This is a genomic window from Kribbella sp. NPDC048837 (assembly GCF_055586945.1).
In genome coordinates, this window is the sequence record NZ_JBVJHF010000005.1 from 84,886 (window position 1) to 108,348 (window position 23,463).

Below are 23,463 nucleotides of genomic sequence, written 5' to 3' on the forward strand. Positions count from 1 at the left end.
TGTCGGTGGATGGGCAGAAAAGCTCTTGGCCGCCGTCGTCGACGGCGACCAATCCACTGAGCGTAGCAAGTTACGGCGGAGAACCCCACAGTTCTTCGAACCTTCAAACGCTGGGATACCGCTTGCCCGGTGGTTTTTCCCATCTCCTGGGCCGTTCACCGGCAATCGGTTGCCAATGGGGTCAGTGGGGCCGCTGGGAGTCGGCCGTCGTGCATCCGATCAGTACGACTGACGTCGCCGAGCGTTGCGTTGTCAGCGTGGCCGGGAGGGTCTGGTGACGGGGCGAGTCGGCCGGCACGGTCAGGGTGAGCTCGCCGACGATCGAGAAGTCGGCGGCCTTCGCCTGCAGCCGGCAGGTCGCCTCGACGGACTTGGTCCGGTCGACCTGGATCGTCGCCTTCGCACTGGTCGCCGACGTCACCTCGAACCCCAGCAGCCGCGACGTCACCTGGGGGTTGGACCCGACGATCGCCGCCCACGCGAGCCACGCCAGCCCTGCCAGCACCACCACGGCCAGCACGCCGATCAGCAACCACCGCCGCGACCTCCTGTCCCGCCCGTAGCGGGCGTCGAGGTCTGTCGTCGGGGTGCTGGGAGGTGACTCGGTCAACGTGGGTCCAGGGGGTCGGTGTGGGGTTGGGGCGGGGTTGGAGGACCATTGTGTCTTGTGAGCGGAGATCTTCGGTTGTTGCATGTGCACGCCCATCCGGATGACGAGTCGAGTAAGGGGGCCGCTTCGACGGCCCGGTACGTGGCCGAAGGTGTCCAGGTCATGGTGGCCACCTGTACGGGCGGGGAGCGCGGATCGATCCTGAACCCGAAGATGGACCGGCCGGAGGTGCTGGCGAACATCACCGAGATCCGCCGCAAGGAGATGGACGCGGCCCGGGAGATCCTCGGGATCCGGCAGGAGTGGCTCGGCTGGGTCGACTCGGGCTTTCCCGAGGGTGACCCGCTGCCGCCGCTGCCGGAGGGCTGCTTCGGTGCGCTCAAGGTCGAGGACGCGGCCGCCCCGCTGGTGAAGCTGATCCGCGAGTTCCGTCCGCAGGTCGTCACGACGTACGACGAGAACGGCGGCTACCCGCACCCGGACCACGTGATGTGCCACCAGATCACGGTGGCCGCGTTCGAGGCGGCCGGGGACAAGGACGCCTACCCGGAGCTCGGCGAACCGTTTCAGCCGCTCAAGCTCTACTACCACCACACCTTCCACTACGAGCGGATGAAGGCGCTGCACGACGGGATGCTCGCCCGCGGCCTGGAGTCGCCGTACGCCGATCGCCTCAAGGACTGGAAGCCGGACCCGGAGAACGAGCGCCGGATCACCACCCGGGTCGAGTGCGCCGAGTACTTCGAGGTCCGCGACCGGGCGCTGCTCGCGCACGCGACGCAGATCGACCCGGACGGCGCGTGGTTCGCCGTACCGCTGGCGGTGCACCAGTCCGCCTGGCCGACCGAGGACTACGAGCTGGCGCGGAGTCTGGTCGACTCGGAGCTGCCTGAAGACGATCTTTTCGCAGGGCTCCGCTGACGGCGGGTGTCGACAGTGAGAGACTGGTGGCGTGACAGCGACGACCTCCCTTCTGACGGCCGAGATCGACCCGAACTCGGTGCGCCCCGGCTGGGTCGCGCTGCTGATCGTGCTCGCTCTCGGTGCCGCCACGGTGCTGCTGTGGCGCAACATGGGCAAGCAGTTGAAGAAGATCGACTTCGACGGCGAGAACGACGGTGCGGCCGGCCCAGCACCGTCCGCCGGCCCAGCGACGCCGGACAGCTCGTCGTCCCCGGCTGGCGATGCCGAGCCGACGGCTACGGCGGAGACGCCGACGGCTACGGCGGAGACACCGACGCCGACGCAGAGTGAATCCAAGGAACACTCTCAGCAGTAATGCCGCGCTGATTTCCGTCGGCGACGCGACACGCTGATCACGAGATGGTGTCGGGCTGGGCAGCCCATCTCCGGCTGACCCTATAGTGAGCCGCGTGCTGAATGGTGCCGAGAGCGAGTCCGCTCTGTGACCGCGACCCGCGCCGCCCGGCACCGCATGCCCGGACGTCTGGTCGCGGGTGGTGTGGGTGCGATCGTGATCGCCACGGTGGTGATGGTGGTGGCCCTGTTCGCGGCCGACAGTGAGCCGCGCGACCTCGGGGGGATCGGCGGGCCGAGCCTGTTCGTGTCCTGGCTGCTGCCGTTCTTCCGGCTGATCGCCACGCTCGCGACGGTCGGCTGCGCGGGCGCCCTGCTCGCCGCGGTCGTGCTGCTCCGGGTCGAAGGCGGCCCGCTCGGTGTCCAGGGCCGCCGCGCGGTCCGGGATGCCAGCAACTCGGCCGTCATCTGGGCGGTCTGCTCCTTCGCCGGCGCGATCGTCACCGCGGCGATCCTGCTCGACACCCCGGTGAACCTGCTGCGCTTCCGCCTCGACGACGCGCTCGGCGTCCCCGAGGTCAAGTCGCTGCTGATCACCGGCATCCTGGTCGTCGCGCTCGCGATCGGCATCCGTCGGGTGCAGACCTCGTCGGCCGCGGGGCTCGGCGTCCTCGTCGCCATCGCCGCACTGGTGCCGACCGCGGTCACGGCGTACCCACGCAACGAGTCGTACGTCGTCATCGCCGGCGCGGCCCTGGTGGTGCACGTCATCGCCGCGACCACGTGGATCGGCGGTCTGGCCGGCCTGGTCAGGTACGGCCGGGCCAGTCGCACCGGGCTGCCGATCGTGCTCGAGCGCTACCAGCAGGTCGCGCTGATCTCGTCGATCGCGGTCCTGCTGAGCGGCTTGCTCAGCGCGGCCGGTCGCTTGGCCGCGGCGGGTGGCGGCTGGGGTTCGATCCCGGACGCCCTCACCTCGGACTCGTACGGCGCCCTCCTGATCGCCAAGGTCGCCGTCTTCGTAGTACTCATCCTGCTCGCCTGGCTCCACCGTCGCCGGGCGATCGGCGACCTCCTCGACGGCGGCCGCTCCTTCTGGCAGATCGTCGGCACCGAGCTCTTCGTCATGGCCCTGGCGCTGGGTCTGTCGGTCGCCCTGTCACAGACCGCCTGACCACGGGGCGGTGCGCAGGTCGTCCGTCGTACGGCGTTCTCGGTCGGCCGGGCGTTCTTCGGCGGCTCGGCCGACGGCGATCATCGAGACGATGTGCCAGCCCGCGCCGGGTGCCAGGTCCGCGGTCAGCCGGTCGAGATCGAAGGCCCGGAACTGACGGCAGGCCAGACCCATCGCGTGCGCCTGCAGGGTCAGGTGCGCGACCGACTGGCCCAGGTCGTAGTCCGCGAAGTCCGAGTACGCCCAATCGGTGTCCTCGACATAGCGATGCGCCATCGTCACGACCAGCAGCGCGGCGCTGGGCGCCCATCGGCCCGAGCTGGCCGCGAGGTGCTGGACGAGCCGCTTGTGGTCCGGCTCGCCGCGGCGCGCGGTGAAGTAGGCCCATGGCTGGGAGTTGCCGGCCGACGGTGCCCAGCGCGCCGCCTCCAGCAGGAGGTCCACGTCGTCATCCGTCAGGCTCCACCCGGGATCGAACCGGAGTGGGCTGAAGCGGGTGGCGAGCAACGGATGCACAGGCATGCCTGGTTCAAGTCTCGCCCGGCCCGGTCCATTCCGTCCGCAGCGACCGCCTACGGTTGAGGCATGGTCAACGAGCTCGGCCGAAGCACCAGCCCGTATCTCCGCCAGCACGCGGACAACCCGGTGGCGTGGCGGGAGTGGTCCGACCGGGCTTTCGCGGAGGCGCGCGAGCGGGACGTGCCGGTGTTCCTGTCGGTCGGGTACTCGGCCTGCCACTGGTGTCACGTGATGGCGCACGAGTCGTTCGAGGACGCGGAGACCGCCGCTTATCTGAACGAGCACTTCGTCAGCATCAAGGTGGACCGCGAGGAACGGCCGGACGTGGATGCGATCTACATGTCCGCGACCGTGGCGATGACCGGGCAGGGTGGCTGGCCGATGTCGGTGTTCCTCACGCCGGACGCGGAGCCGTTCTTCTGCGGGACGTACTTTCCGAAGGACCCGCGCGGCGGGATGGCGTCGTTCCGGCAGGTGCTGGAGTCGCTGACGGAGGCCTGGCAGACCAAGCGCGACCAGATCGACGGGATCGGGCGACGGGTGGTCGAGCAGCTGGGCGCCCGGCAGGCACCGGCCGAGGGCGAGATCGACACCGCGAGAGCGGCCCAGCTTCTCAAGACCGACTTCGATCTGGTGGACGCCGGCTTCGGGCAGGCGCCGAAGTTCCCGCCGTCGATGGTGCTCGACTTCCTGCTCCGCCACCACCGCCGGACCGGATCCCACGACGCGCTCGCGATGGTCGCGCAGACCTGTGAGCGGATGGCCCGCGGCGGCATGTACGACCAGCTCGCCGGCGGCTTCGCGCGGTACTCCGTCGACGGCCAGTGGGTCGTGCCGCACTTCGAGAAGATGCTCTACGACAACGCCCTCCTGCTCGACGTCTACACGCAATGGTGGGCGGTCAGCGCCGATCCGCTCGCCCGGCGCATCGCCGAGGAGACCGCCGGGTTCCTCCTGACGGAACTGCGCACGAAAGAAGGCGGTTTCGCCTCCGCCCTCGACGCCGACACCGAGGGGGAGGAAGGCAAGTACTACGTCTGGACGCCGCAGCAACTCCACGAAGTCCTCGGCACCGACGACGCCGCGTGGGTCGTCGATCTCTGCGACGTCACCGGAACGTTCGAGCACGGCTCCTCGGTCCTCCAACTGCGAAGCGATCCCGACGACGCCGAGCGCTGGCAGCGGATCCGGGCCCGGCTAGGGCAAGCACGGCAACTCCGCATCTACCCAGGGCGCGACGACAAGGTGGTTGCCGCCTGGAACGGTCTCGCCATCACCGCCCTGTCCCGGGCCGGCATCGTCCTCGACAAGCCCGAGTACGTCGAAGCCGCCGAAAACGCGGCCAGATTGGTCCGGGACGTACACCTCGACAGCGACACCGGTCGTCTCCATCGCACCTCCCGCGACGGCGTCCGTGGCACGGCTCACGGTGTGCTCGAGGACTACACGGCGTACGCGCAAGGCTGTCTGACGCTGTTGGGTGCCACCGGCAACATCGAGTGGTTCGAGACCGCACAGGCGTTGCTGGACCGGGCACTGGAGCAGTTTGTTGCTGATGGCTCCTATTTCGACACGGCCGCCGATGCCGAGGAGCTGGTCTGGCGGCCGCAGGACCCGACCGACAACGCCAGCCCGTCCGGCGTGAGCCTGGCCGCCGAGGCGTTCACGACCCTGGCCAGCCTGACCGGATCGGTCCGGTACGAGACCGCCGCCGAGCAGGCGCTGCAGGCCTCGGCGGTCATCGCCAACCGCGCGCCGAGGTTCGCCGGCCGCGCCCTGGCCGTCGCCGAAACGATTGCCGGCGGCCCCTTGGAGATCGCGATCGTCGGCGATTCCGCGGAGCTGCGGAGGGTCGCGCTGACCGCGGCGCCCTGGGGTACGGCGATCGTGGCCGGCGCCCCGGGTCTCGCCGTACCGCTGATGGAGGGCCGTGATCTGGTCCGGCAGCAGCCGGCTGCGTACGTCTGTCAGAAGTTCACCTGCCGGCTGCCCGTCGTGTTGCCGGAAGACCTTCGGCGGGAGCTGAACCCCGCCGGCTGACAACGCGGGCAGTGCGGGTTTTCCCTGTCGTTTCGGCCAAATCCCTTGACTCCGGGCGCGCCGGCGACCAGAGTCCTCCCTCAAGTCGGATGTAACAGAACTCGCACGTCCTGATACGTAGTGTCACAAATGAGGCAGTGGCACTGCTGCGTCAGTGCATCCGGCGTCCCCAACTGAATTCGGTCGCTGCGCCCAAACAGCGACCACACCGTGAGGAGATGTTGTCTTGAAACGACTGACATCAGCAGGGGCGGTGGCCATCGTCGCGGCAGCGGGTCTTGCCGGGGCGTTGACCGGCTCACCCGCGGGTGCCGCGCACCGAGCGGCTCCGCTTCCGGCGTCCGGCTTCAACCAGCCGGCCGCCGTCCAGGCCGAACAGGCGCTGACCGCGCAGACGGCCGCAGCCCTCGGACTCGCCGGTGGCGAGCAGCTCGTCGTCCGCGACGTGGTCAAGGACGCGGACGGCACCGAGTACGTCCGCTACGACCGCACCTACAACGGCCTGAAGGTCGTCGGCGGTGACCTGATCGTCAAGCGCACCGGCGCGACGGTCGGGCAGGTCACCTACAACCGCGGCGCCAAGGCCGTCGCGGTCGCCACCAAGCCGACTCTGTCCCAGTCGGCCGCGCTCACCAAGGCCGCCCGGTCGGCGAAGTTCAAGGCCACCGGGAACAAGGGTGCGCTGGTCGTCTTCGTGACGCCGAGCAAGCCCGTGCTCGCCTACGAGGTCGTCACCACCGGTGTGAAGCCGGACCAGACCCCGTCGGTGCTGCACTCGTTCATCGACGCGAAGACCGGCGCCCTGCTGGACCAGGACGACGAGATCAAGACCGGTACCGGCAACTCGATGTACTCCGGCACGGTCAGCATCGGTACGTCGGGCAGCTACACCATGACCGACCCGAGCCGCGGTGGGAACTACACCACCGACCTCAACGGTGCGACCTCCGGCAACGGCACCACGTTCACCGACCCCGACGACACCTGGGGCAACGGCGCCACGTCGAACCGCCAGACCGCCGGTGTGGACGCGCACTACGGCGCCCAGCTGACCTGGGACTACTACAAGAACGTCCACGGCCGCAACGGCATCTTCAACAACGGCCAGGGTGCTCGGTCGCGGGTGCACTACGGCAACGCGTACGTGAACGCGTTCTGGGACGGCACCCAGATGACGTACGGCGACGGCTCGGGCAACGCCCGTCCGCTGACCGCGATCGACGTCGCCGGCCACGAGATGAGCCATGGTGTCACCGAGGCGACCGCCAACCTGAACTACTCCGGTGACGCGGGCGGCCTGAACGAGGCGACGAGCGACATCTTCGGTACCGCGGTGGAGTTCTCGGCGAACAACTCGTCCGACCCGGGTGACTACCTGATCGGCGAGAAGATCAACATCAACGGTAACGGCACCCCGCTGCGCTACATGGACAAGCCGTCCAAGGACGGCCGCAGCGTGGACTGCTGGTCGACCAGCACCGGTGGGCTCGACCCGCACTACTCGTCCGGCCCGCTGAACCACTGGTTCTACCTGGCCTCCGAGGGCACCGGCAGCAAGGTCATCGGCGGCGTGACGCACAGCAGCACCGCCTGCAACGGCGCCACCATCACCGGTGTCGGCCGCGACGTGGCCGCCAAGGTCTGGTACCGCACGCTGAGCACCAAGCTCAGCTCGGGCAGCACCTACAAGGACGCCCGCGAGGGTGCCATCAACTCCGCCAAGGAGCTGTACGGCGCCGATTCCACGCAGTGCAAGGGCATCGAGGCCGCCTTCAGCGGGATCTCCGTCCCGGCCGGCGCGGCCGCCTGCACCGGTGGTGGCGACCCGGAGCCGCCGACCGGCGACAACCTGCTGCTCAACCCGGGCTTCGAGTCCGGCGCGGTGAACTGGACCGGCACCGCCGGCCCGATCACCAACAACACCGGCCGCCCGGCCCGCACGGGCACCTGGAAGCTCTGGCTGCAGGGCAACGGTCGCGCCACCACCGAGAACGTCGGCCAGTCGGTCGCGATCCCGGCCTCGGCGACGTCTGCCACGCTCTCGTTCTGGATCCGGATCGACACCGCCGAGACCACCACCGGGACCGTGTACGACACGGCGAAGGTGCAGATCGTCGACGGTTCGGCCACGACCACGCTGGCGACGTACTCGAACCTGAACAAGAACACGTCGTACGTGCAGAAGACCCTGAACGTCACGGCGTACAAGGGCAAGACCGTCACGGTGAAGTTCGTCGGCCAGGAGGACTCCTCCCTGCAGACCAGCTTCGTCATCGACGACACCTCGCTGACCGCGAGCTGAGAACTCCTATGCACAGGGTTCTCGGTCCGGGACTCGGTGCCGCACTGGTGGCCGCCACGTTGCTTGCTCCCGGCAACGTGGCGGTCGCCGCGGACTCCCCGGACATCTCCGTGACTAACACCAAGGCCCACCTGGACCAGTTGCAGTCGATCGCGACCAGCAACGGTGGCAACCGCTACACCGGCCGGCCCGGCTACAAGGCGTCGGCCGACTACGTGAAGGCCAAGCTCGACGCGGCCGGGTACACCACGACCCTGCAGTCGTTCAGCACCTCGGCGGGTACGTCGTACAACGTGATCGCGGAATGGCCGCACGGCGACGCGAACCACGTGGTGATGACCGGCTCGCACCTGGACAGCGTCAGCGCCGGTCCGGGGATCAACGACAACGGCTCAGGCAGCGCCGGCGTACTCGAAACCGCCCTCGCCTACGCTGCCGGCGGCCAGACTCCCAGGAACCGGTTGAGGTTCGGGTTCTGGGGTGCCGAGGAGCTCGGTCTGCTCGGCTCGAAGTACTACGTCAACAACCTGCCCGCGGCCGAGCGGGACAAGATCGAGCTGTACCTGAACTTCGACATGATCGCCTCGCCGAACCCGGGCTACTTCGTGTACGACGACAACCCGGCCGGCGACGGTGCCCGTGACGATCTGGTCTCCTACTTCACCGGTAAGAGCATCCAGACCGAGTTCATCGACGTCCAGGGCCGCTCCGACCACGCCGCGTTCCGGTCGCTCGGCATCCCGACCGCCGGGACGTTCTCCGGCGCGGAGGAGACGAAGTCGTCCGCCCAGGCAGCGAAGTGGGGTGGTACGGCGGGGCAGGCGTTCGACCGTTGTTACCACCGGTCCTGCGACACCATCAGCAACCTGGACCTGACCTCGCTGGACCGCCAGATCGATGCCATCGGCCACATGATCTGGAACTACGCCCAGAAGGACTACACCGGCGGCCCGCCGCCGACCGGCGGCAACCTCCTGCAGAACCCCGGCTTCGAATCCGGTCCGGCGAACTGGACCGGAACCACCGGCGTGATCACGAACAGCACGTCCCGGCCGGCGCACACCGGAAGCTACAAGGCGTGGCTGCAGGGCAACGGCCGGAGCAGTACCGAGAACCTCGGCCAATCGGTGGCGATCCCGGCCGCGGCCACGGCGGCCTCGCTGTCGCTGTGGATCCGGATCGACACGGCCGAGACCACCTCGTCGACGGTGTACGACACGGTGAAGGTGCAAGTCGTCGACGGCGCGACCACCACGACGCTGGCGACGTACTCGAACCTGAACAAGACCACGTCGTACGTGCAGAAGACGCTGGATGTCCTTGCCTACAAGGGGAAAACCGTGACCGTGCGGTTCCTCGGCCAGGAGGACTCGTCCCTGCAGACCAGCTTCGTCGTCGACGACGTGGCCCTGACGGCCGGCTAGATCTTCCGGCAGAGCTTGCCCGGTGGGATGGCGGCTTCGGTGAGCAGTTTGCTCACCGGGGCCGCCAGTGCCTTGACCTTGGGATCCTCCAGCCGGGCCGTCTTCCCGTTCGCGGAGACCGCGACGATCATGTCGTCGGGGTGCTTGAACGTCGGTTTGGTGGCGACCAGGCCGGCCCAGTCGACCTGCTGGGAGGCCGTGGAGATCATCGCCACCAGGCTCGGGTCGAGCTGGCAGCGGATCGTCTCCTTGCCCCGCGAACTCACCGTGGCGACACCGTCGGGAGTGATCAGCACCTGGTCGTCGAAGCCGGCGAACCCGCCGGTCCGGCTGACCGTCAGGGGCAGCCCGGCGCCGACCGGCGTCGACTGGGTGACCGTCGGAGTACTGCTCGGGGCCGCGGAGGGCGGTGGGTTGCCTGTGCCACCGCCGGACTCGTAACCGCACCCGCTCAGCACGAGTCCGGCGACCGCTGCGACCACTGCGTATCTGCTCAGGTTCCTCACGCACCATGGATACACGCAGGGGGTCTGTTCGTTGCAGCTGTGACAGTACTGAGATGTGATCGTCAGACCACCGGTGACACCAGGTCGACCAGCGCGCGGGTGAGCAGGACGCGGTCTTCGAACAGTCCCAGCGTGACCCCGTCCGCCTTGGTGATCTGCTCCAGCGGCAGCGCGGTGAAGGTCGCCCGAGCGCACAGCGAGCCGAGATAGCCGTAGAGCACCTGCTCCTCGGTCACCTGCATGCCCTCCTCGGCCAGGCCCTTCAGGAACGCCTTCACGATCACGCGGTGCACGCTCTGCAGTGCCTCCGGCGCCAGCTCGCCGGCGTGTGCGAGCCCGACGAGCAGCTGACCCAGGTCGAACCCGACCGCCTGCGGGCAGTCGAACCCCCAGTCGATCACCACGAACTCGTCCGGCTGTCCCTGCGGGACCAGGAGGTTCTGCGGACTCGCGTCCCCGTGCTGGTAGCACTGCGGGAGCGTGTCGAGCGCGTCGAGTACGGCGGGAAGCCGCTCGGCCAGGTCGAGCAGATCGCCCCGCAGCCGGTGGTCACCGACATTGCAGACCGCCGCCGCGAGTAGCGGATGCCGCCAGGTCTCCGGGTCCGCGATGGCCGGGATGGCGGCCCGCATCACGCGGCCGTCGGTGTAGTACCGCAGGCCGACGCCCGGAGTGGTGACGTTGCCGCGGGGGAGCAGCGGCTCGACCAGATGGGTCTGCCGTCTCGCCGAGAGCCGGCCGAGGAGGTACGCCGCCCGCTCGAACCGCCCGATCGGCCAGGGGCCGGGCTCCTGGATGACGTTCTCCATCCACAGCGTGCCGCGATCGTCGTCGTACACGTCGATCCGGTAGGCCCTGGGCAGGCGCATGCCGTCCGGGAGCAGTTCGGAGATACCGCTGCGGTGGACGGCGATCTCGAGCTGCCAGGGCAGGTTCTGGATGAAGGCGGCCCGGAACTGCTCGGGCACCATGTCGAGGAACGGCCAGTGCCGCACGGACTGCAGCTTCTTCACGAAACACGACCAGTCGACCGTGTCCCCGGTCGTGGTGGTCGCCGTACCGAACAGGCGGAGCAGTGCCTCGGTGCTCGGCGTACCGATCGGGTAGTCGACCGGCTCGACCCGGACGTCGCCGGGCGTGGCGGCCGGGTCCTCGGTGATGGTCCGGACGAGTTCGGTGAAGTCGTCGTGGGTCAGGGCATCCCGTCCCAGCGGTTCGAGTGCGGTGATCATGCGATTCCCCCAATGCCGTCTGGCTGCCCATCGTGCGCCCCGGCCTTCTGCCAGTCTTCAGAGCTGGCACGGAATGAAGTAAAGCAGCCTTACTATCTGGATAGTAAAGTTGCCTTATGACTTCCGTCAACGACCTTTCGGGCACTCCTGGCGGACCGTGGCCCGACCACATCGCCGGGCTGCTCGGGCAGGCGCTGAGGCGGCTCCGGGAGGAGATCCTGGCCACCTCGGACTTCCCGGGGCTGCGCGTGTCGCACTACCGGCTGCTCGAGTTGATTCCGGCCGACGGTGCCCGGATCACCGATCTCGCCGAGGTCGCGCTGATGACCAAGCAGGGCCTCGGGCAGCACGTGGACTACCTGCAGAAACTCGGCTACACCGAGTCGGACCGGCTCCGCGGAGACCGCCGGGTCCGGCTGGTACGGCGTACCGCCCGCGGCGACGACGCGGTCGCGTACAGCCGTGTCGCCATCGAACGCGTCGAAGCGCTCTGGGCGGACCAACTGGGCCCAGAGCGCTTCGAGGAATTCAGGGAGATCCTGCGGGTGATCGGGAGCTAGCCGGCCCGGTAGGTCGCGATGCTGACGGCGATGTAGTGGCAGATGAACGCCGCGACCGTGAACGCGTGGAAGATCTCGTGGAAGCCGAACCAGCGGGGGGACGGGTTCGGCCGTTTGGTGCCGTAGACGACCGCGCCGAGCGAGTACAGGCCGCCGCCGATCGCGATCAGCGTGACCACCGCGGCGCCGCCCTGGTGGTAGATGTCGCCCATCCAGAAGATCGCGACCCAGCCGAGCGCCAGGTAGATCGGCGTGTAGAGCCAGCGCGGAGCGTGCACCCAGAAGATCCGGAACAGGATGCCGGCCAGCGCCCCGCCCCAGACCAAGGTGAGCATCAGCAGTCGGTCCTTGCCGTGCAGCAGCACCATCCCCAGCGGGGTGTAGGTGCCGGCGATCAGCAGGAAGATGTTGGAGTGGTCGAGCCGGCGCAGGATCGCCTCACCGGTCGGGCCCCAGTAGAACCGGTGGTACAGCGCGGAGATGCCGAACAGCAGCATCGAGCCGGCCGTGTAGACCGCGGCGGCCCAGCGGGCGTTCGCGTGCGGCGCCAGGCAGATCAGCACGATGCCGGCGGCGGTGGCGAACGGGAAGGTGCCGGCGTGCAGCCAGCCGCGAAGCTTCGGCTTGAGCGGCCCGAGGCGGCCGGAGAGCCGGTGCCCGAGTTCCTGGGGCTGGGCGCTGGTAGCGGTCATCGCCGTCCTTTCGAGGGGTGCCGGGCGGTTCAGTACCTACGCAACCGTAACCTACGCAAGCGTAGGTTCAATGGTCCATAAGCACGAAATGTAGGCGATATCACCGATCGGCACACCGCCGCCCGCGTGTCCGACGCACGAACTCCGGCGAAAGTTCGAACTTCCCGGCAGGTTCCCCAGACCTGTTCTGTGCCCTCTCATTCCGGGTTGAATCTGGGCTAGCCTCGTGACCGAGAGCATTCGAGGCCCGGACGCGATGAGCTGTCCGACAAAGGGGGAGCACCCTGCCCATGCGGACACCTGGCAAGCAGAAGCTGCGCGACGCGGTGTACGGCCTGTACGAGCGCCGGCTGCGGCGATCCCTGGCACCCGACCGGATCCCGCGGCACATCGGCGTCATCATCGACGGCAACCGGCGCTGGGCCCGGGCGGTCGGCGACCCGGTCTCGCGCGGCCACGAGGCCGGGGCGAACAAGATCGTCGAGTTCCTCGACTGGTGCGACGACGTCGGCGTCAAGGTGGTCACGGTCTGGATGCTGTCCACCGACAACCTGAGCCGTCCGGCCGACGAGCTGGAGCCGCTGCTGCGGATCATCGAGCAGACGGTCGAGGAGCTGACCTCGATCGGCCGCTGGCGGATCCACCCGGTCGGCGCGCTCGACCTCCTGCCCGGAGCCACTGCCGAGGCGCTGAAGGGCGCCGAGGCGGCCACCCAGGGCGTCGAGGGGATGCTGGTCAACGTCGCCGTCGGGTACGGCGGCCGCCGCGAGCTGGCCGACGCGGTCCGCTCACTGCTGCTCGAGGAGGCCGCGCAGGGCATCTCGATCGAGGAGCTGGCCGAGCGGGTCGACGTCGAGCACATCGCGCGGCACCTCTACACGAAGGGCCAGCCCGACCCGGACCTGGTCATCCGGACCTCGGGTGAGCAGCGCCTGGGCGGCTTCCTGCTGTGGCAGAGCGCGCTGAGCGAGTTCTATTTCTGCGAAGCCCTCTGGCCGGACTTCCGGCACGTCGACTTCCTCCGTGCAGTCCGGAGCTACGCCCAACGAGAGCGCCGCTTCGGCACGTGACCCCGCGGCCGCACCGGGCGCACGTCGTACGGCGGCGCAGGTAGTAGGCGTAGGTCGCGGCGCCCAGAGCTATGCCCCAGACGACCCAGAGGATGCCGGGTGCGTTGATGGCCCAGTTGTCGCCGGTCAGGGGCAGTTGGCTGTTCATCAGCCCGGCCGGGATCAGGACGACGGCGACCAGGGACGCCGGGATGATGGCGAGCAATGGTGGGACGCGTTGGCCTGCCTTGAACCAGATCCAGTGCGGGTAGACCTCGCCCCAGCGGTGCACCAGGCCGTGGGTGAGGACGCCGCCGCCGAGGCCCAGCGCGGCCAGTCCGAGTCCCATCTCGAGCATCCCTGGCGTGTCGGCCATCATCCGGTGGAAGTCGTCGCTGATCCCGACCGGCCAGCCGAAGTACCAGGCCACGCGGGTGAACTCGTACGGAAGGTTCGCCGCCACCGCGACGGCGACCGCCCGCCGGCCCCACCGCAGTGCCGACTCAGGTCTCGTCCAGGCCTTCTCCACCCCGTCCGTACGACCGCAGGAGACGCAGGCGCCCCGGCTGCGGCGGTGGTACGCGAGTGCGGTCGCGGCCCACAGCAGACCGCCGGCGAACACGATGATCAGGTTCACCCGGTGCCAGTACAGGATGTCGCCGATGCCGGCCTGGTCCCCCGGTACGCCGGTGAACGCGAACACGACGATCGCCGGGGAGAGCGCGACGACCGCGATCAGTGTGTAGTCAGGGATCACGAGCGCCAGTCCGACCGCGAGTACGGCGGCGATCGACTGCAGCACCCGTCCGCGGGCTTGCCGTCGCGTCATCACGATCGCGAGGACGGCGCCGCCCAGGCCGAGCGCGGCGATGATCGGCGCGACCACGTGCACCGGCGACCCCTCCAGGATCGAGCCGGTCGCCCGATCATCGGCCACCTTCGCGAAGGGATAGGCCGCCCCGCCGAAGGCCCAATACAGCCCCAGGACGCCGTAGGCCAGGGACCACAGTGACGTTGCGTATCCGGTCCACACCGGCCAGTTCTTCCGCATGAGCCGAGGGTTTCGCGGCAGCCCGCCGGATCGGATCACCCGCCCGGGGGAACGGTCTCCCCCGCGTGGGGGGAAGGTGTAACACGGCGTTAACCCCGTGGCCGGGCGTGTCGGGCTGCGCCGTTTGCGGGACCCTCCTACCCTGACAATGACGGTCGGAGGGGAAGCCGGCTGTCCGGGAGGCCCGATCAGCTTGAGAATCGTTCGCCAGCCGGTTGCCCCATGAGGGGCAGAACGGAGTGCCCGAGACCCCAGGTCTCGATCTCACTGGTTCCCGGATCCGCTCGTGCGGCGATCCGGAGGGGATCTGCACCAGAACGCCCCCGCTCCCGGTCCAACACCTAACCACTGGTGGGCCGGGCGTGGTGCACGTCGCGGCCCGAGAGGACGTGCGACATGGCTGCCACCCACGCCAAGGCGTCAAGTACCTCATCCACACCGGACCAGCGCACTTTCGTGCTGGACACCTCGGTGCTCCTCTCCGACCCGCACGCGATGCTGCGGTTCGACGAGCACGAGGTGGTCGTCCCGGTGGTCGTCGTCACCGAATTGGAGGGCAAACGGCATCACCCGGAACTCGGCTACTTCGCTCGCACCGCGCTGCGGCTGCTCGACGAGCTCCGGATCCTGCACGGACGTCTGGACGCGCCCCTGCCAGTGGGGGAGAAGGGTGGAACGCTTCGGGTCGAACTGAACCATACGGACCCGGAGTCCCTGCCGGCCGGTTTCCGGCTCGGCGACAACGACAGCCGCATCCTGGCCGTGGCCTGCAACTTCATGGCCGAGGGCAAGGACGTCACGCTGGTCTCGAAGGACCTGCCGATGCGGGTCAAGGCCTCCGCCTGCGGCCTGCAGGCCGAGGAGTACCGGGCCGAGCTGACCCTGGAGTCCGGCTGGACCGGGATGGCCGAGCTCGAGGTCGAGACCCACGCGGTCGACGACCTGTACGAGAACGGCGTACTGGAGCTGCCGCAGGCCGGTGAGTTCCCGACCCACACCGGGCTGGTGCTGCTGTCCGAGCGGGGCAGTGCGCTCGGCCGGGTGATGCCGGACAAGCGGATCCGGCTGGTCCGGGGGGACCGGGAGGCGTTCGGGATCCGCGGCCGGTCCGCCGAGCAGCGGGTCGCGCTCGACCTGCTGCTGGACCCCGACGTCGGGATCATCTCGCTCGGCGGCCGCGCCGGTACCGGTAAGTCGGCGCTCGCGCTGTGCGCCGGCCTGGAGTCGGTGATGGAACGGCGGCAGCACAAGAAGGTCGTCGTGTTCCGGCCGCTGTTCGCGGTCGGCGGGCAGGAGCTCGGGTACCTGCCGGGCAGCGAGTCCGAGAAGATGCAGCCGTGGGCGCAGGCCGTGTACGACACGCTCGGCGCGCTGACCAGCGGTGACGTGATCGACGAGGTGATGGACCGCGGCATGCTCGAGGTGCTGCCGCTGACCCACATCCGTGGCCGCTCGCTGCACGACGCGTTCGTGATCGTGGACGAGGCCCAGTCGCTCGAGCGCAACGTGCTGCTGACCGTGCTGTCCCGGGTCGGCGCGAACTCGCGGGTCGTGCTCACCCACGACGTGGCCCAGCGGGACAACCTGCGGGTCGGCCGGCACGACGGCGTGGTCGCGGTGGTGGAGCAGCTGAAGGGGCATCCGCTGTTCGCGCACGTGACGCTGACCCGGTCGGAGCGCTCGCCGATCGCGGCTCTGGTCACCGAAATGCTGGACGATCTGCAGCTGTAAGGAGCGTCGGAGTTATTGGGTCATAGCTCTCGTGTAAAGCACGCGTAAGACTTCGAACGACGGTGCGGTCGCCACGCTGGCGGCCGCACTGTCGTGTTCGTGACCTGCTTGTGATCACGGACGGTTTACGCCAGAGTATGTTCTCGTTGCAGCCGACGGGGGTCGGGTTTTCTCGGAAGGACAGATGAAAGCGAAGCGCTCCGTCGCGGCTCTCTCAGTGACTGGGATCGTCGTCGTCTCCGTTGTCGCCGGTATCGACCTCTTCAGCTCCCCCGGGAGCAGCAGCGCGTCGGAGCAGGTGTCCGGTCGCGCCGAGATGGCCGTGCTGAACAGCGAGAAGGCCCACATCGCCAGTACTCCGTCGGTCAAGCCGAAGTCCGCCGCGGAGCAGGCCCAGGAAGTCATCCGGCTGCGGAACCAGATCGAGGCCGTCGAGGCGGCCCGGAAGGCGATGCAGGACCAGGCCGCGATCAAGCGGGCCGCGAAGAACGCGGCGCTGGCGCGGTACAAGGCGCTGCAGAAGACCGACGACAAGTCGCGCGAGGAGCGGGCCAGCCGCGACGCCGAGCGGAAGAAGATCGAGGGCACGCCCAAGGAGGTCGCGATGAACCTCCTGCCCGACCACGGCTGGGGCGAGAGCCAGTTCAGCTGCCTCGAGAAGCTGTGGAACAAGGAGTCCCGCTGGAAGGTCAACGCCGACAACCCGACCTCGTCGGCGTACGGCATCCCGCAGGCGCTGCCCGGTAACCGGATGGCGGCCTACGGCTCCGACTGGCGCACCAACCCGGTCACCCAGATCAAGTGGGGCCTGGACTACATCGAGGACGCCTACGGCTCCCCGTGCTCCGCGTGGGCGCACTCCCAGGCCAAGGGCTGGTACTGAGTTCTCTCCGTAGTGCTTCCGTGGCCGGCACGGAGGTGCTCGCGGTCCCTGCTGCGGCAGGCTTCGAACGGTAAGGACCACCTCTTCGAAGGAGAGCATCATGGCACTCGTCATCGCCGGGATCTCGATGTCGCTGGACGATTATGTGACCGGACCGCACGTCACCCGGGAACAGCAGCTCGGAGCCGGCGGCGACGTACTGCATCGCTGGCTGTGGGAGCCGACCGCGGAGGACGCGGCGCTCCTGGACGGCATGGTCGCGTCGGTCGGCTCGATCCTGATGGGGCGGCGCTCGTACGACCTGGCCGAGGGTGAAGGCGGCTGGGGTGACGGCGGGCCGGCCGGGCAGACGCCGTGCTTCGTCCTCACTCACAACGCGCCACGGACCGCTGTGGACGTGTTCACGTTCGTCACCGATGGCATCGAGTCGGCGGTCTCACAGGCCAAGGCTGCGGCGGGCGACGATCGGGTCGTCGGGGTGCACGGCGCGAGCGCCGCACAGCAGTGTCTGGCGGCCGGGTTGCTGGACGAGATCCAGTTGCATCTGGCCCCTGTTCTGCTGGAGTCGGGAACACGGCTGTTCGACAACATCGGCCGGCAGTTCCAGCTGGAGCGGACGGACGTCGTACCGACGGCGAACGCCACCCACCTGCGCTACAAGGTGCACTACTGAGGCCTGCCAAGGGGATGGGGCCGTCCCTTCCCGCTGACTGTCATGACACCATTCTCACCATGGAAGGCGAGGGGTTCGGCGTGGCGGAGATCGCGCGCGGGCGCAGCGAGCGGGGCGAGCTCGTCCTCCGGCGTCGCGAGGACGGTGCACTGGAGCTGCGGGTGAACGGTGTCTTCGTGATGGACGATCTGGAGACCTCCAGCGAGGAGCTGCTCGCGTCGGCCGCCTTGGCCGCGGTACGACGTCCCGACCGTGTGCTCGTGGGTGGCCTGGGGCTCGGCTACACCGTCCGTGCGCTGCTGGCCGACGCGCGCCTGGGCTCGGTGGTCGTCGCCGAGATCGAACCTGACCTGGTGGCGTGGATGCGGTCCGGGCTGGTGCCGTCGGTGCTCGACGACCCTCGCGTGTCCGTCGAAGTCGGCGACGTCCGCTCGGTCGTTGCCGCCTCACCGGATGCGTCGCTGGACGCCATCCTTCTCGACGTCGACAACGGGCCGGACTTCCTTGTCTACAACGAGAATTCGGCGATCTACACCTCGTCGTTCCTCGACGTGTGCCGCGGGAAACTCCGGCCCGGCGGTGCCCTTACCATCTGGTCGTCGTCGACGTCCTCTTCCCTGGAGTCCGCCGTTTCGTCGGCCTTCGGCGCCTGTGAGGTCAAGCCCGTTCCGGTCACGCTGCAGGGACGGGACGAGACCTACTACGTGTACCAGGGCTCGTTATCCACAGTCTGACGATCGGTCGCCGGTGGCGACGCGGAGCGACGTACTCTGCAGGTATGGGTGATGACGTGGAATTCAGGATCGAGCACGACACGATGGGCGAGGTCAGGGTGCCTCGGGAGGCGTTGTGGCGGGCGCAGACCCAGCGCGCGGTGGAGAACTTCCCGATCTCCGGGCGGCCGCTGGCGCCGGCGCTCGTGCACGCGCTCGCGCAGATCAAGGCCTCGGCGGCGGTGGTGAACGCCAGGCTCGGCGTGCTGGACGGGGAGCGGTCCGCCGCGATCGTGGCCGCCGCGGACCAGGTGGCCGCGGGGGAGTTCGACGCGGAGTTCCCGATCGACGTGTTCCAGACCGGGTCGGGGACGTCGACGAACATGAATGCGAACGAGGTGCTCGCGACGCTCGCCACCCGGTCGCTCGGCGCCGACGTGCATCCGAACGATCACGTGAACGCGTCCCAGTCCAGCAACGACACCTTCCCGTCGGCGATCCACGTCGCGGCCACGGCGGGTGTCGTCCACGAGCTGCTGCCGGCACTCGAGCACTTGGCGGATTCCCTGTCTCGTAAGGGATCTGAGTTCGCCGAGGTGGTCAAGTCGGGGCGGACGCACCTGATGGACGCGACGCCGGTGACGCTTGGGCAGGAGTTCGATGGGTATGCGCAGCAGGTGGGCCGCGGGGCGGACCGGGTCCGGGGGACGTTGTCGCGGGTGGCCGAGCTGCCGCTCGGTGGGACGGCGGTCGGGACGGGCATCAACACGCCTTCCGGGTTCGCCGCGGCCGTGATCGCCGAGCTGAACCGGCGGACCGGGCTCCAGTTCAGTGAGGCCGAGGACCACTTCGAGGCGCAGGGTGCGCGGGACGCGCTGGTCGAGCTGTCCGGGCAGCTGAAGACGGTCGCGGTCAGCCTGACGAAGATCTGCAACGACCTGCGCTGGATGGGATCCGGGCCGCGGGCCGGGCTGGGCGAGATCGCGCTGCCGGACCTGCAACCGGGTTCCAGCATCATGCCCGGCAAGGTGAACCCGGTGCTCTGCGAGGCGACGCTGATGGTCGCCGCCCAGGTGATCGGCAACGACACCGCGATCACCGTGGCCGGTGCCGGCGGCAACTTCGAGCTGAACGTGATGCTTCCGGTGATCGCCCGCAACCTGCTCGAATCCATCTCCCTCCTGGCGAACAGCTCCCGCCTGCTGGCCGACCGCTGCGTCGACGGCATCACCGCGAACGTCGAGCACGCCCGCGAGCTCGCGGAGTCCTCACCGTCGATCGTCACTCCGCTCAACCGCTACATCGGGTACGAGAACGCTGCCGCCGTGGCCAAGAGTGCTTTGAAACAAGGCAAGACGATCCGCGAGGTCGTGATCGAGAACGGGCACGTCGAGAAGGGTGACCTGACCGAGGAGCAGTTGGACGCGGCTCTCGACGTACTCTCGATGACGCGGCCGGACGCGTCGTGACGTCGGCCGCGGAGTCGGGGTTCTGGGAGCCGGGGACGACGATCGAGTGGGTGTACCAGGGGACCGGGCGGCATGCGGACCTGCCGAACGTCCGGCCGATGACGGTGGTGCGTGACGACGCGGACGGACTGGTCGCCTGGCTTGCCCCGGGGACGCCGCTGATCAAGCCGGTGCTGGCGGACGGACGCGAGACGCGGTACGCCGGTCCGATCGGGATGTTCACCGAGGACCGGGTGCTGAAGCTCGACATCTGGCGCGGCACCGGGATCCTCAAGGTGCTGCCACCGGACAAGCCGTGGTCGGTCTGGCACTTCTGGGGTGACGACGGCACGTTCCGCGGCTGGTACGTGAACCTCGAGGCGCCGCACCTCCGGGAGACCGGGGCGCGCCGGACCAGCACCGTCGATCATGTGCTTGACCTGTGGATAACTCCGGACCGGAAGATCGAATGGAAGGACGAGGACGAGCTGGAGGGCGCGGTCGTCGCCGGCCGTTTCACCGCCACCGAGGCAGCGTCGATCATCGCCGACGCCCACGCCGCGGTCCGCGAGATCGAAGCCTGGACCTCGCCGTTCTCCGACGGCTGGCAGACCTGGACCTCACCACCCCATTGGCACCTCCCGGTAGCGCCTACGACCCACCAGCCAACCCTCATAGCGGATGAACTCCACAGCTGACCGTAGGTGGGCTCACAACGGGTGGGTCACGAGCGGTTGCAACCTGCGGGTTCAGACTTACCTTGGGAATATGTACACGATTGAGCTGGAAGCCGAGGAGCTCCAACTACTGCGCTCGGCCTTGGGCTGCTACCTCCAGGCCTTCGGCCACAACGAAGCCGACCTCGTCAGCGCCGCAAGGGCTCTCCTCGCCAAACTCCCGGAGGCGGTCGACAGCAAGGCCAGCTGACGTCAGTCCGCTGCCTCCAGGACGGCGACCGGGATCGTGCGATGAGCCTTCACGGCGTATCGCCCGATGCGTGGATCCTCCCGCAGGATGACGTCGGTCCACGCCCGCGTCCGTTCCTCCCCGGTCAGCTCCCGCGCGTGCATCCGGACGTGCCGCGCGCCGATCTGCACGTGGGTCGTCGTCGCCGCGCGCAGGTTGCGGAACCAGTCCGGATCCTGCCGCGACCCTGACCCGGTGCCCCAGACGAGCAGCCCGTCGTCGGTCTCCAGGTACCGTACGCAGGTCGACCGTGGTTCGCCGGTCCGCCGGCCGGGCGTGGTCAGCAGCAGCACGTGCACGTTCTTGCTCCCGCTCGCCAGCCGCCCGTCGAGCGTGCGATACATCCACACCCCGATCTGGTTCCCGATCCGCAGCATCCGCCGGCCCATCACACCACCCCCCGTCTCCGAGGGTGATGCGATCATCCAGCCACGTCAAGCAGCCCGGTCAGCTCCGCGGGCGCACGGTGAGGGGGACTGGCTTGGCGGTGTCCGCCCCCACCACCAACTGCTTTTCAGCTCCGCGGACGCACGGTGAGGGCCACTGGTTTCGCGGTGTCCGCCCCCACCACCAACTGCTTTCAGCTCCGTGGGCGCACCGTGAGCGGAACTGGCTTGGCGGTGTCCGTGAAGAAGTCGTTGCCCTTGTCATCCACGACGATGAATGCCGGGAAGTCCTCCACCTGGATCTTCCAGACGGCCTCCATCCCGAGCTCGGCGTACTCGATCACGTCGACCGACTTGATGCAGTCCTGCGCCAGCCGCGCCGCCGGCCCGCCGATCGACCCCAGGTAGAACCCACCGTGCTCCTTGCACGCCGCCGTCACCTTCGCCGATCGGTTGCCCTTGGCAAGCATCACGAACGATCCACCGGCCGCCTGGAACTGGTCGACGTACGCGTCCATCCGCCCCGCCGTCGTCGGCCCGAACGACCCCGACGCGTACCCCTCGGGCGTCTTCGCCGGCCCCGCGTAGTACACGGCGTGATCGCGCAGGTACTGCGGCATCGGCTCGCCGGCGTCCAGCCGCTCCTTGATCTTGGCGTGCGCGATGTCGCGCGCCACCACCAGCGGCCCGCTCAGCGACAGCCGCGTCTTCACCGGCAGCTTGGACAGTTCGGCACGGATCTCGCTCATCGGCCGGTTCAGATCGATCCGTACGACGTCGGCCTCGTCTTCGAGGTGCTCGTCCGTGGTGTCCGGCAGGAACCGGGCCGGGTCGCGCTCGAGCTGCTCCAGGAACACACCCTCGGGCGTGATCTTGGCCAGCGCCTGCCGGTCCGCCGAGCAGGACACCGCGATCGCGACCGGGCACGACGCGCCGTGCCGCGGCAGCCGGATCACCCGGACGTCGTGGCAGAAGTACTTCCCGCCGAACTGCGCACCGATCCCGAACTGCTGCGTGAGCTTGAAGACCTCCTCCTCCAGCTCCAGGTCCCGGAACCCGTGTCCCAGCGGCGATCCCGCGGTCGGCAGCCCGTCGAGGTAGTGCGCGGACGCGTACTTCGCGGTCTTCAGCGCGTACTCGGCCGACGTACCGCCGACCACGACCGCGAGGTGGTACGGCGGGCAGGCCGCGGTCCCGAGCGAGCGGATCTTCTCGTCCAGGAACTTCATCATCCCGGCCGGGTTGAGCACCGCCTTGGTCTCCTGGAACAGGAACGACTTGTTCGCCGAGCCGCCGCCCTTGGCCATGAACAGGAACTTGTACGCCGGGTCGCCGTGCTGCGGGGTCGAGTACAGCTCGATCTGGGCCGGCAGGTTGGAGCCGGTGTTCTTCTCGTCCCACATGGTCAGCGGGGCCATCTGCGAGTAGCGCAGGTTCAGCTTGGTGTAGGCGTCGTACACCCCGCGGCTGATCCACTCCTCGTCGACCGCGCCGGTGAGCACGCCCTCGGACTTCTTGCCCATCACGATCGCGGTGCCGGTGTCCTGGCACATCGGGAGGACGCCGCCGGCCGAGATGTTCGCGTTCTTCAGCAGGTCGAGCGCGACGAACCGGTCGTTGCCGGACGCCTCCGGGTCGTCGATGATCCGGCGCAGCTGCGCGAGGTGCGCCGTCCGCAGGTAGTGCGAGATGTCGTGCATCGCCTCGGCCGTCAGCGCCTGCAGCACCTCCGGCTCCACTTGCAGGAACGTCCGGTCGCCCGCCGTGAACGTGCTGACACCCTCGGTCGTCAGCAGCCGGTACTCCGTCTCGTCAGCACCCAACGGCAACAGATCGGAGTAGTTGAAGTCGGCGGACACCGTCGTACCTCCAAGGCAGGTGGTCTGAGCCCTCCAAGCCTAGTTCGGCTCGCCCGCGGCTGCGCGCTCACCCCTGACCGCGCGCCAGGCCCCGCGCAGCTCGAAGCCCAGCGCCAGCCGGTGGTAGGCGAGCTGGTGGCCGGTCATGCTCCTGGTCAGCTTGTTCGTCGACTCCGGCACCCGGCGGCGAAGGACGAGGGACAGCGCGATGATGAGGAAGCCGCCGACCAGGAACAGGATGATCGCGCCGGTCTGCGGCGAGCCGTCTCCGGTCAATTGGCCGATCAGGGTCCACACGACACCGGCGTACAGAGCCGGGAAAGCAAGCAGATACGCGGCGGCCGTAGCCCGCCCCAGAAGTCCCGCGGGCCAGTTCATGGTGGACAGT

At 68.7% G+C, this 23,463-nt stretch carries 23 protein-coding genes; 15 read left to right on the top strand and 8 right to left on the bottom strand.

From position 1 onward, the window contains the following. Positions 1-181: 181 nt before the first annotated feature. Positions 182-610, bottom strand: a complete 429-nt coding sequence (locus ACZ6O0_RS23790; protein ID WP_465767158.1) for a DUF4307 domain-containing protein — start codon at positions 608-610, stop codon at positions 182-184. Between the two features lie 57 nt (positions 611-667). On the opposite strand from ACZ6O0_RS23790, the gene mca reads away from it, so the two are divergent. From mca to ACZ6O0_RS23805, 3 genes are all read left to right on the top strand, one after another. Next, a complete protein-coding gene (gene mca, locus ACZ6O0_RS23795; protein ID WP_465767159.1) occupies positions 668-1,531 on the top strand; it encodes a mycothiol conjugate amidase Mca in 864 nt (287 codons plus the stop codon). A 31-nt stretch (positions 1,532-1,562) separates the two neighbouring features. Beyond that, a complete protein-coding gene (locus tag ACZ6O0_RS23800; protein ID WP_465767160.1) occupies positions 1,563-1,889 on the top strand; it encodes a hypothetical protein in 327 nt (108 codons plus the stop codon). Positions 1,890-2,015: 126 nt separating this feature from the next. Next, positions 2,016-3,041, top strand: a complete 1,026-nt coding sequence (locus ACZ6O0_RS23805) for a copper resistance D family protein (protein ID WP_465767161.1) — start codon at positions 2,016-2,018, stop codon at positions 3,039-3,041. On the opposite strand, the gene ACZ6O0_RS23810 is transcribed toward ACZ6O0_RS23805, so the two are convergent. Next, positions 3,027-3,563: a nitroreductase family protein gene (locus ACZ6O0_RS23810; protein ID WP_465767162.1), complete on the bottom strand. Its 537-nt coding sequence runs from the start codon at positions 3,561-3,563 to the stop codon at positions 3,027-3,029. The genes ACZ6O0_RS23805 and ACZ6O0_RS23810 overlap by 15 nt on opposite strands. Before the next feature lie 63 nt (positions 3,564-3,626). Between ACZ6O0_RS23810 and ACZ6O0_RS23815 the strand changes: the two genes are divergently transcribed. From ACZ6O0_RS23815 to ACZ6O0_RS23825, 3 genes are all read left to right on the top strand, one after another. Continuing rightward, the gene (locus ACZ6O0_RS23815) at positions 3,627-5,600 is read left to right on the top strand and encodes a thioredoxin domain-containing protein (protein ID WP_465767163.1); all 1,974 of its coding nucleotides are present in this window, start codon (positions 3,627-3,629) and stop codon (positions 5,598-5,600) included. A 226-nt stretch (positions 5,601-5,826) separates the two neighbouring features. Further along, the gene (locus ACZ6O0_RS23820; RefSeq protein ID WP_465767164.1) at positions 5,827-7,902 is read left to right on the top strand and encodes a M4 family metallopeptidase; all 2,076 of its coding nucleotides are present in this window, start codon (positions 5,827-5,829) and stop codon (positions 7,900-7,902) included. Positions 7,903-7,910: 8 nt separating this feature from the next. After that, positions 7,911-9,326: a M28 family metallopeptidase gene (locus ACZ6O0_RS23825; protein WP_465767165.1), complete on the top strand. Its 1,416-nt coding sequence runs from the start codon at positions 7,911-7,913 to the stop codon at positions 9,324-9,326. On the opposite strand, the gene ACZ6O0_RS23830 is transcribed toward ACZ6O0_RS23825, so the two are convergent. Both ACZ6O0_RS23830 and ACZ6O0_RS23835 read right to left on the bottom strand, forming a co-directional pair. Beyond that, entirely contained in the window at positions 9,323-9,832 is a 510-nt protein-coding gene (locus ACZ6O0_RS23830) for a hypothetical protein (protein WP_465767166.1), read from the bottom strand. The genes ACZ6O0_RS23825 and ACZ6O0_RS23830 overlap by 4 nt on opposite strands. Positions 9,833-9,894: 62 nt before the next feature. Continuing rightward, on the bottom strand, positions 9,895-11,064 hold the full coding sequence (locus ACZ6O0_RS23835) for a phosphotransferase (RefSeq protein WP_465767167.1): 1,170 nt from the start codon (positions 11,062-11,064) through the stop codon (positions 9,895-9,897). Between the two features lie 116 nt (positions 11,065-11,180). Between ACZ6O0_RS23835 and ACZ6O0_RS23840 the strand changes: the two genes are divergently transcribed. Then, positions 11,181-11,624 (top strand): MarR family winged helix-turn-helix transcriptional regulator, encoded by a 444-nt coding sequence (locus tag ACZ6O0_RS23840; RefSeq protein WP_465767168.1) that lies wholly within the window; start codon positions 11,181-11,183, stop codon positions 11,622-11,624. Here the strand turns inward: ACZ6O0_RS23840 and trhA are convergent. Further along, positions 11,621-12,316 carry a PAQR family membrane homeostasis protein TrhA gene (gene trhA / locus ACZ6O0_RS23845; RefSeq protein ID WP_465767169.1) on the bottom strand — a complete coding sequence of 232 codons (696 nt, stop codon included), beginning with the start codon at positions 12,314-12,316 and terminating at the stop codon, positions 11,621-11,623. The two genes, ACZ6O0_RS23840 and trhA, sit on opposite strands and share 4 nt — an antisense overlap. Before the next feature lie 290 nt (positions 12,317-12,606). Here trhA and ACZ6O0_RS23850 point away from each other — a divergent pair, with 290 nt between their 5' ends. From ACZ6O0_RS23850 to ACZ6O0_RS23885, 8 genes are all read left to right on the top strand, one after another. Beyond that, positions 12,607-13,386 (top strand): isoprenyl transferase, encoded by a 780-nt coding sequence (locus ACZ6O0_RS23850; RefSeq protein ID WP_465767170.1) that lies wholly within the window; start codon positions 12,607-12,609, stop codon positions 13,384-13,386. 1,426 nt (positions 13,387-14,812) lie between these two features. Then, on the top strand, positions 14,813-16,147 hold the full coding sequence (locus ACZ6O0_RS23855; RefSeq protein ID WP_465767171.1) for a PhoH family protein: 1,335 nt from the start codon (positions 14,813-14,815) through the stop codon (positions 16,145-16,147). Between the two features lie 184 nt (positions 16,148-16,331). After that, on the top strand, positions 16,332-17,030 hold the full coding sequence (locus ACZ6O0_RS23860) for an aggregation-promoting factor C-terminal-like domain-containing protein (protein WP_465767172.1): 699 nt from the start codon (positions 16,332-16,334) through the stop codon (positions 17,028-17,030). Between the two features lie 100 nt (positions 17,031-17,130). Further along, positions 17,131-17,703, top strand: a complete 573-nt coding sequence (locus ACZ6O0_RS23865) for a dihydrofolate reductase family protein (protein WP_465767173.1) — start codon at positions 17,131-17,133, stop codon at positions 17,701-17,703. A 59-nt stretch (positions 17,704-17,762) separates the two neighbouring features. Further along, positions 17,763-18,437 carry a spermidine synthase gene (locus ACZ6O0_RS23870; RefSeq protein ID WP_465767174.1) on the top strand — a complete coding sequence of 225 codons (675 nt, stop codon included), beginning with the start codon at positions 17,763-17,765 and terminating at the stop codon, positions 18,435-18,437. Positions 18,438-18,481: 44 nt separating this feature from the next. Further along, entirely contained in the window at positions 18,482-19,885 is a 1,404-nt protein-coding gene (locus tag ACZ6O0_RS23875) for a class II fumarate hydratase (protein WP_465767175.1), read from the top strand. Then, complete coding sequence (locus ACZ6O0_RS23880; protein ID WP_465767176.1) at positions 19,882-20,562, top strand: ribonuclease FAU-1 family protein; 681 nt, start codon at positions 19,882-19,884, stop codon at positions 20,560-20,562. Before ACZ6O0_RS23875 ends, ACZ6O0_RS23880 begins: the two co-directional genes overlap by 4 nt. Positions 20,563-20,632: 70 nt before the next feature. Further along, a complete protein-coding gene (locus tag ACZ6O0_RS23885; RefSeq protein ID WP_465767177.1) occupies positions 20,633-20,791 on the top strand; it encodes a hypothetical protein in 159 nt (52 codons plus the stop codon). A 2-nt stretch (positions 20,792-20,793) separates the two neighbouring features. Here ACZ6O0_RS23885 and ACZ6O0_RS23890 read toward each other — a convergent pair whose 3' ends face one another. The 3 genes from ACZ6O0_RS23890 to ACZ6O0_RS23900 all read right to left on the bottom strand — a co-directional run bounded on the left by ACZ6O0_RS23890 (position 20,794) and on the right by ACZ6O0_RS23900 (position 23,453). After that, on the bottom strand, positions 20,794-21,255 hold the full coding sequence (locus ACZ6O0_RS23890) for a nitroreductase/quinone reductase family protein (RefSeq protein ID WP_465767178.1): 462 nt from the start codon (positions 21,253-21,255) through the stop codon (positions 20,794-20,796). Between the two features lie 155 nt (positions 21,256-21,410). Further along, the gene (locus tag ACZ6O0_RS23895; protein ID WP_465767179.1) at positions 21,411-23,075 is read right to left on the bottom strand and encodes a fumarate hydratase; all 1,665 of its coding nucleotides are present in this window, start codon (positions 23,073-23,075) and stop codon (positions 21,411-21,413) included. 39 nt (positions 23,076-23,114) lie between these two features. After that, entirely contained in the window at positions 23,115-23,453 is a 339-nt protein-coding gene (locus ACZ6O0_RS23900) for a hypothetical protein (RefSeq protein WP_465767180.1), read from the bottom strand. Between the last annotated feature and the right edge of the window lie 10 nt (positions 23,454-23,463).

Coding starts and splice junctions, on each gene's coding strand:
- ACZ6O0_RS23840 (WP_465767168.1), top strand. CDS start 11,181: ATGACTTCCGTCAACGACCTTTCGGGCACTCCTGGCGGACCGTGGCCC.
- ACZ6O0_RS23870 (WP_465767174.1), top strand. CDS start 17,763: ATGGAAGGCGAGGGGTTCGGCGTGGCGGAGATCGCGCGCGGGCGCAGC.
- ACZ6O0_RS23825 (WP_465767165.1), top strand. CDS start 7,911: ATGCACAGGGTTCTCGGTCCGGGACTCGGTGCCGCACTGGTGGCCGCC.
- ACZ6O0_RS23810 (WP_465767162.1), bottom strand. CDS start 3,563: ATGCCTGTGCATCCGTTGCTCGCCACCCGCTTCAGCCCACTCCGGTTC.
- ACZ6O0_RS23815 (WP_465767163.1), top strand. CDS start 3,627: ATGGTCAACGAGCTCGGCCGAAGCACCAGCCCGTATCTCCGCCAGCAC.
- ACZ6O0_RS23860 (WP_465767172.1), top strand. CDS start 16,332: ATGAAAGCGAAGCGCTCCGTCGCGGCTCTCTCAGTGACTGGGATCGTC.
- ACZ6O0_RS23835 (WP_465767167.1), bottom strand. CDS start 11,064: ATGATCACCGCACTCGAACCGCTGGGACGGGATGCCCTGACCCACGAC.
- ACZ6O0_RS23885 (WP_465767177.1), top strand. CDS start 20,633: ATGTACACGATTGAGCTGGAAGCCGAGGAGCTCCAACTACTGCGCTCG.
- ACZ6O0_RS23875 (WP_465767175.1), top strand. CDS start 18,482: ATGGGTGATGACGTGGAATTCAGGATCGAGCACGACACGATGGGCGAG.
- ACZ6O0_RS23900 (WP_465767180.1), bottom strand. CDS start 23,453: ATGAACTGGCCCGCGGGACTTCTGGGGCGGGCTACGGCCGCCGCGTAT.
- trhA (WP_465767169.1), bottom strand. CDS start 12,316: ATGACCGCTACCAGCGCCCAGCCCCAGGAACTCGGGCACCGGCTCTCC.
- ACZ6O0_RS23855 (WP_465767171.1), top strand. CDS start 14,813: ATGGCTGCCACCCACGCCAAGGCGTCAAGTACCTCATCCACACCGGAC.
- ACZ6O0_RS23890 (WP_465767178.1), bottom strand. CDS start 21,255: ATGATCGCATCACCCTCGGAGACGGGGGGTGGTGTGATGGGCCGGCGG.
- ACZ6O0_RS23850 (WP_465767170.1), top strand. CDS start 12,607: ATGCGGACACCTGGCAAGCAGAAGCTGCGCGACGCGGTGTACGGCCTG.
- ACZ6O0_RS23865 (WP_465767173.1), top strand. CDS start 17,131: ATGGCACTCGTCATCGCCGGGATCTCGATGTCGCTGGACGATTATGTG.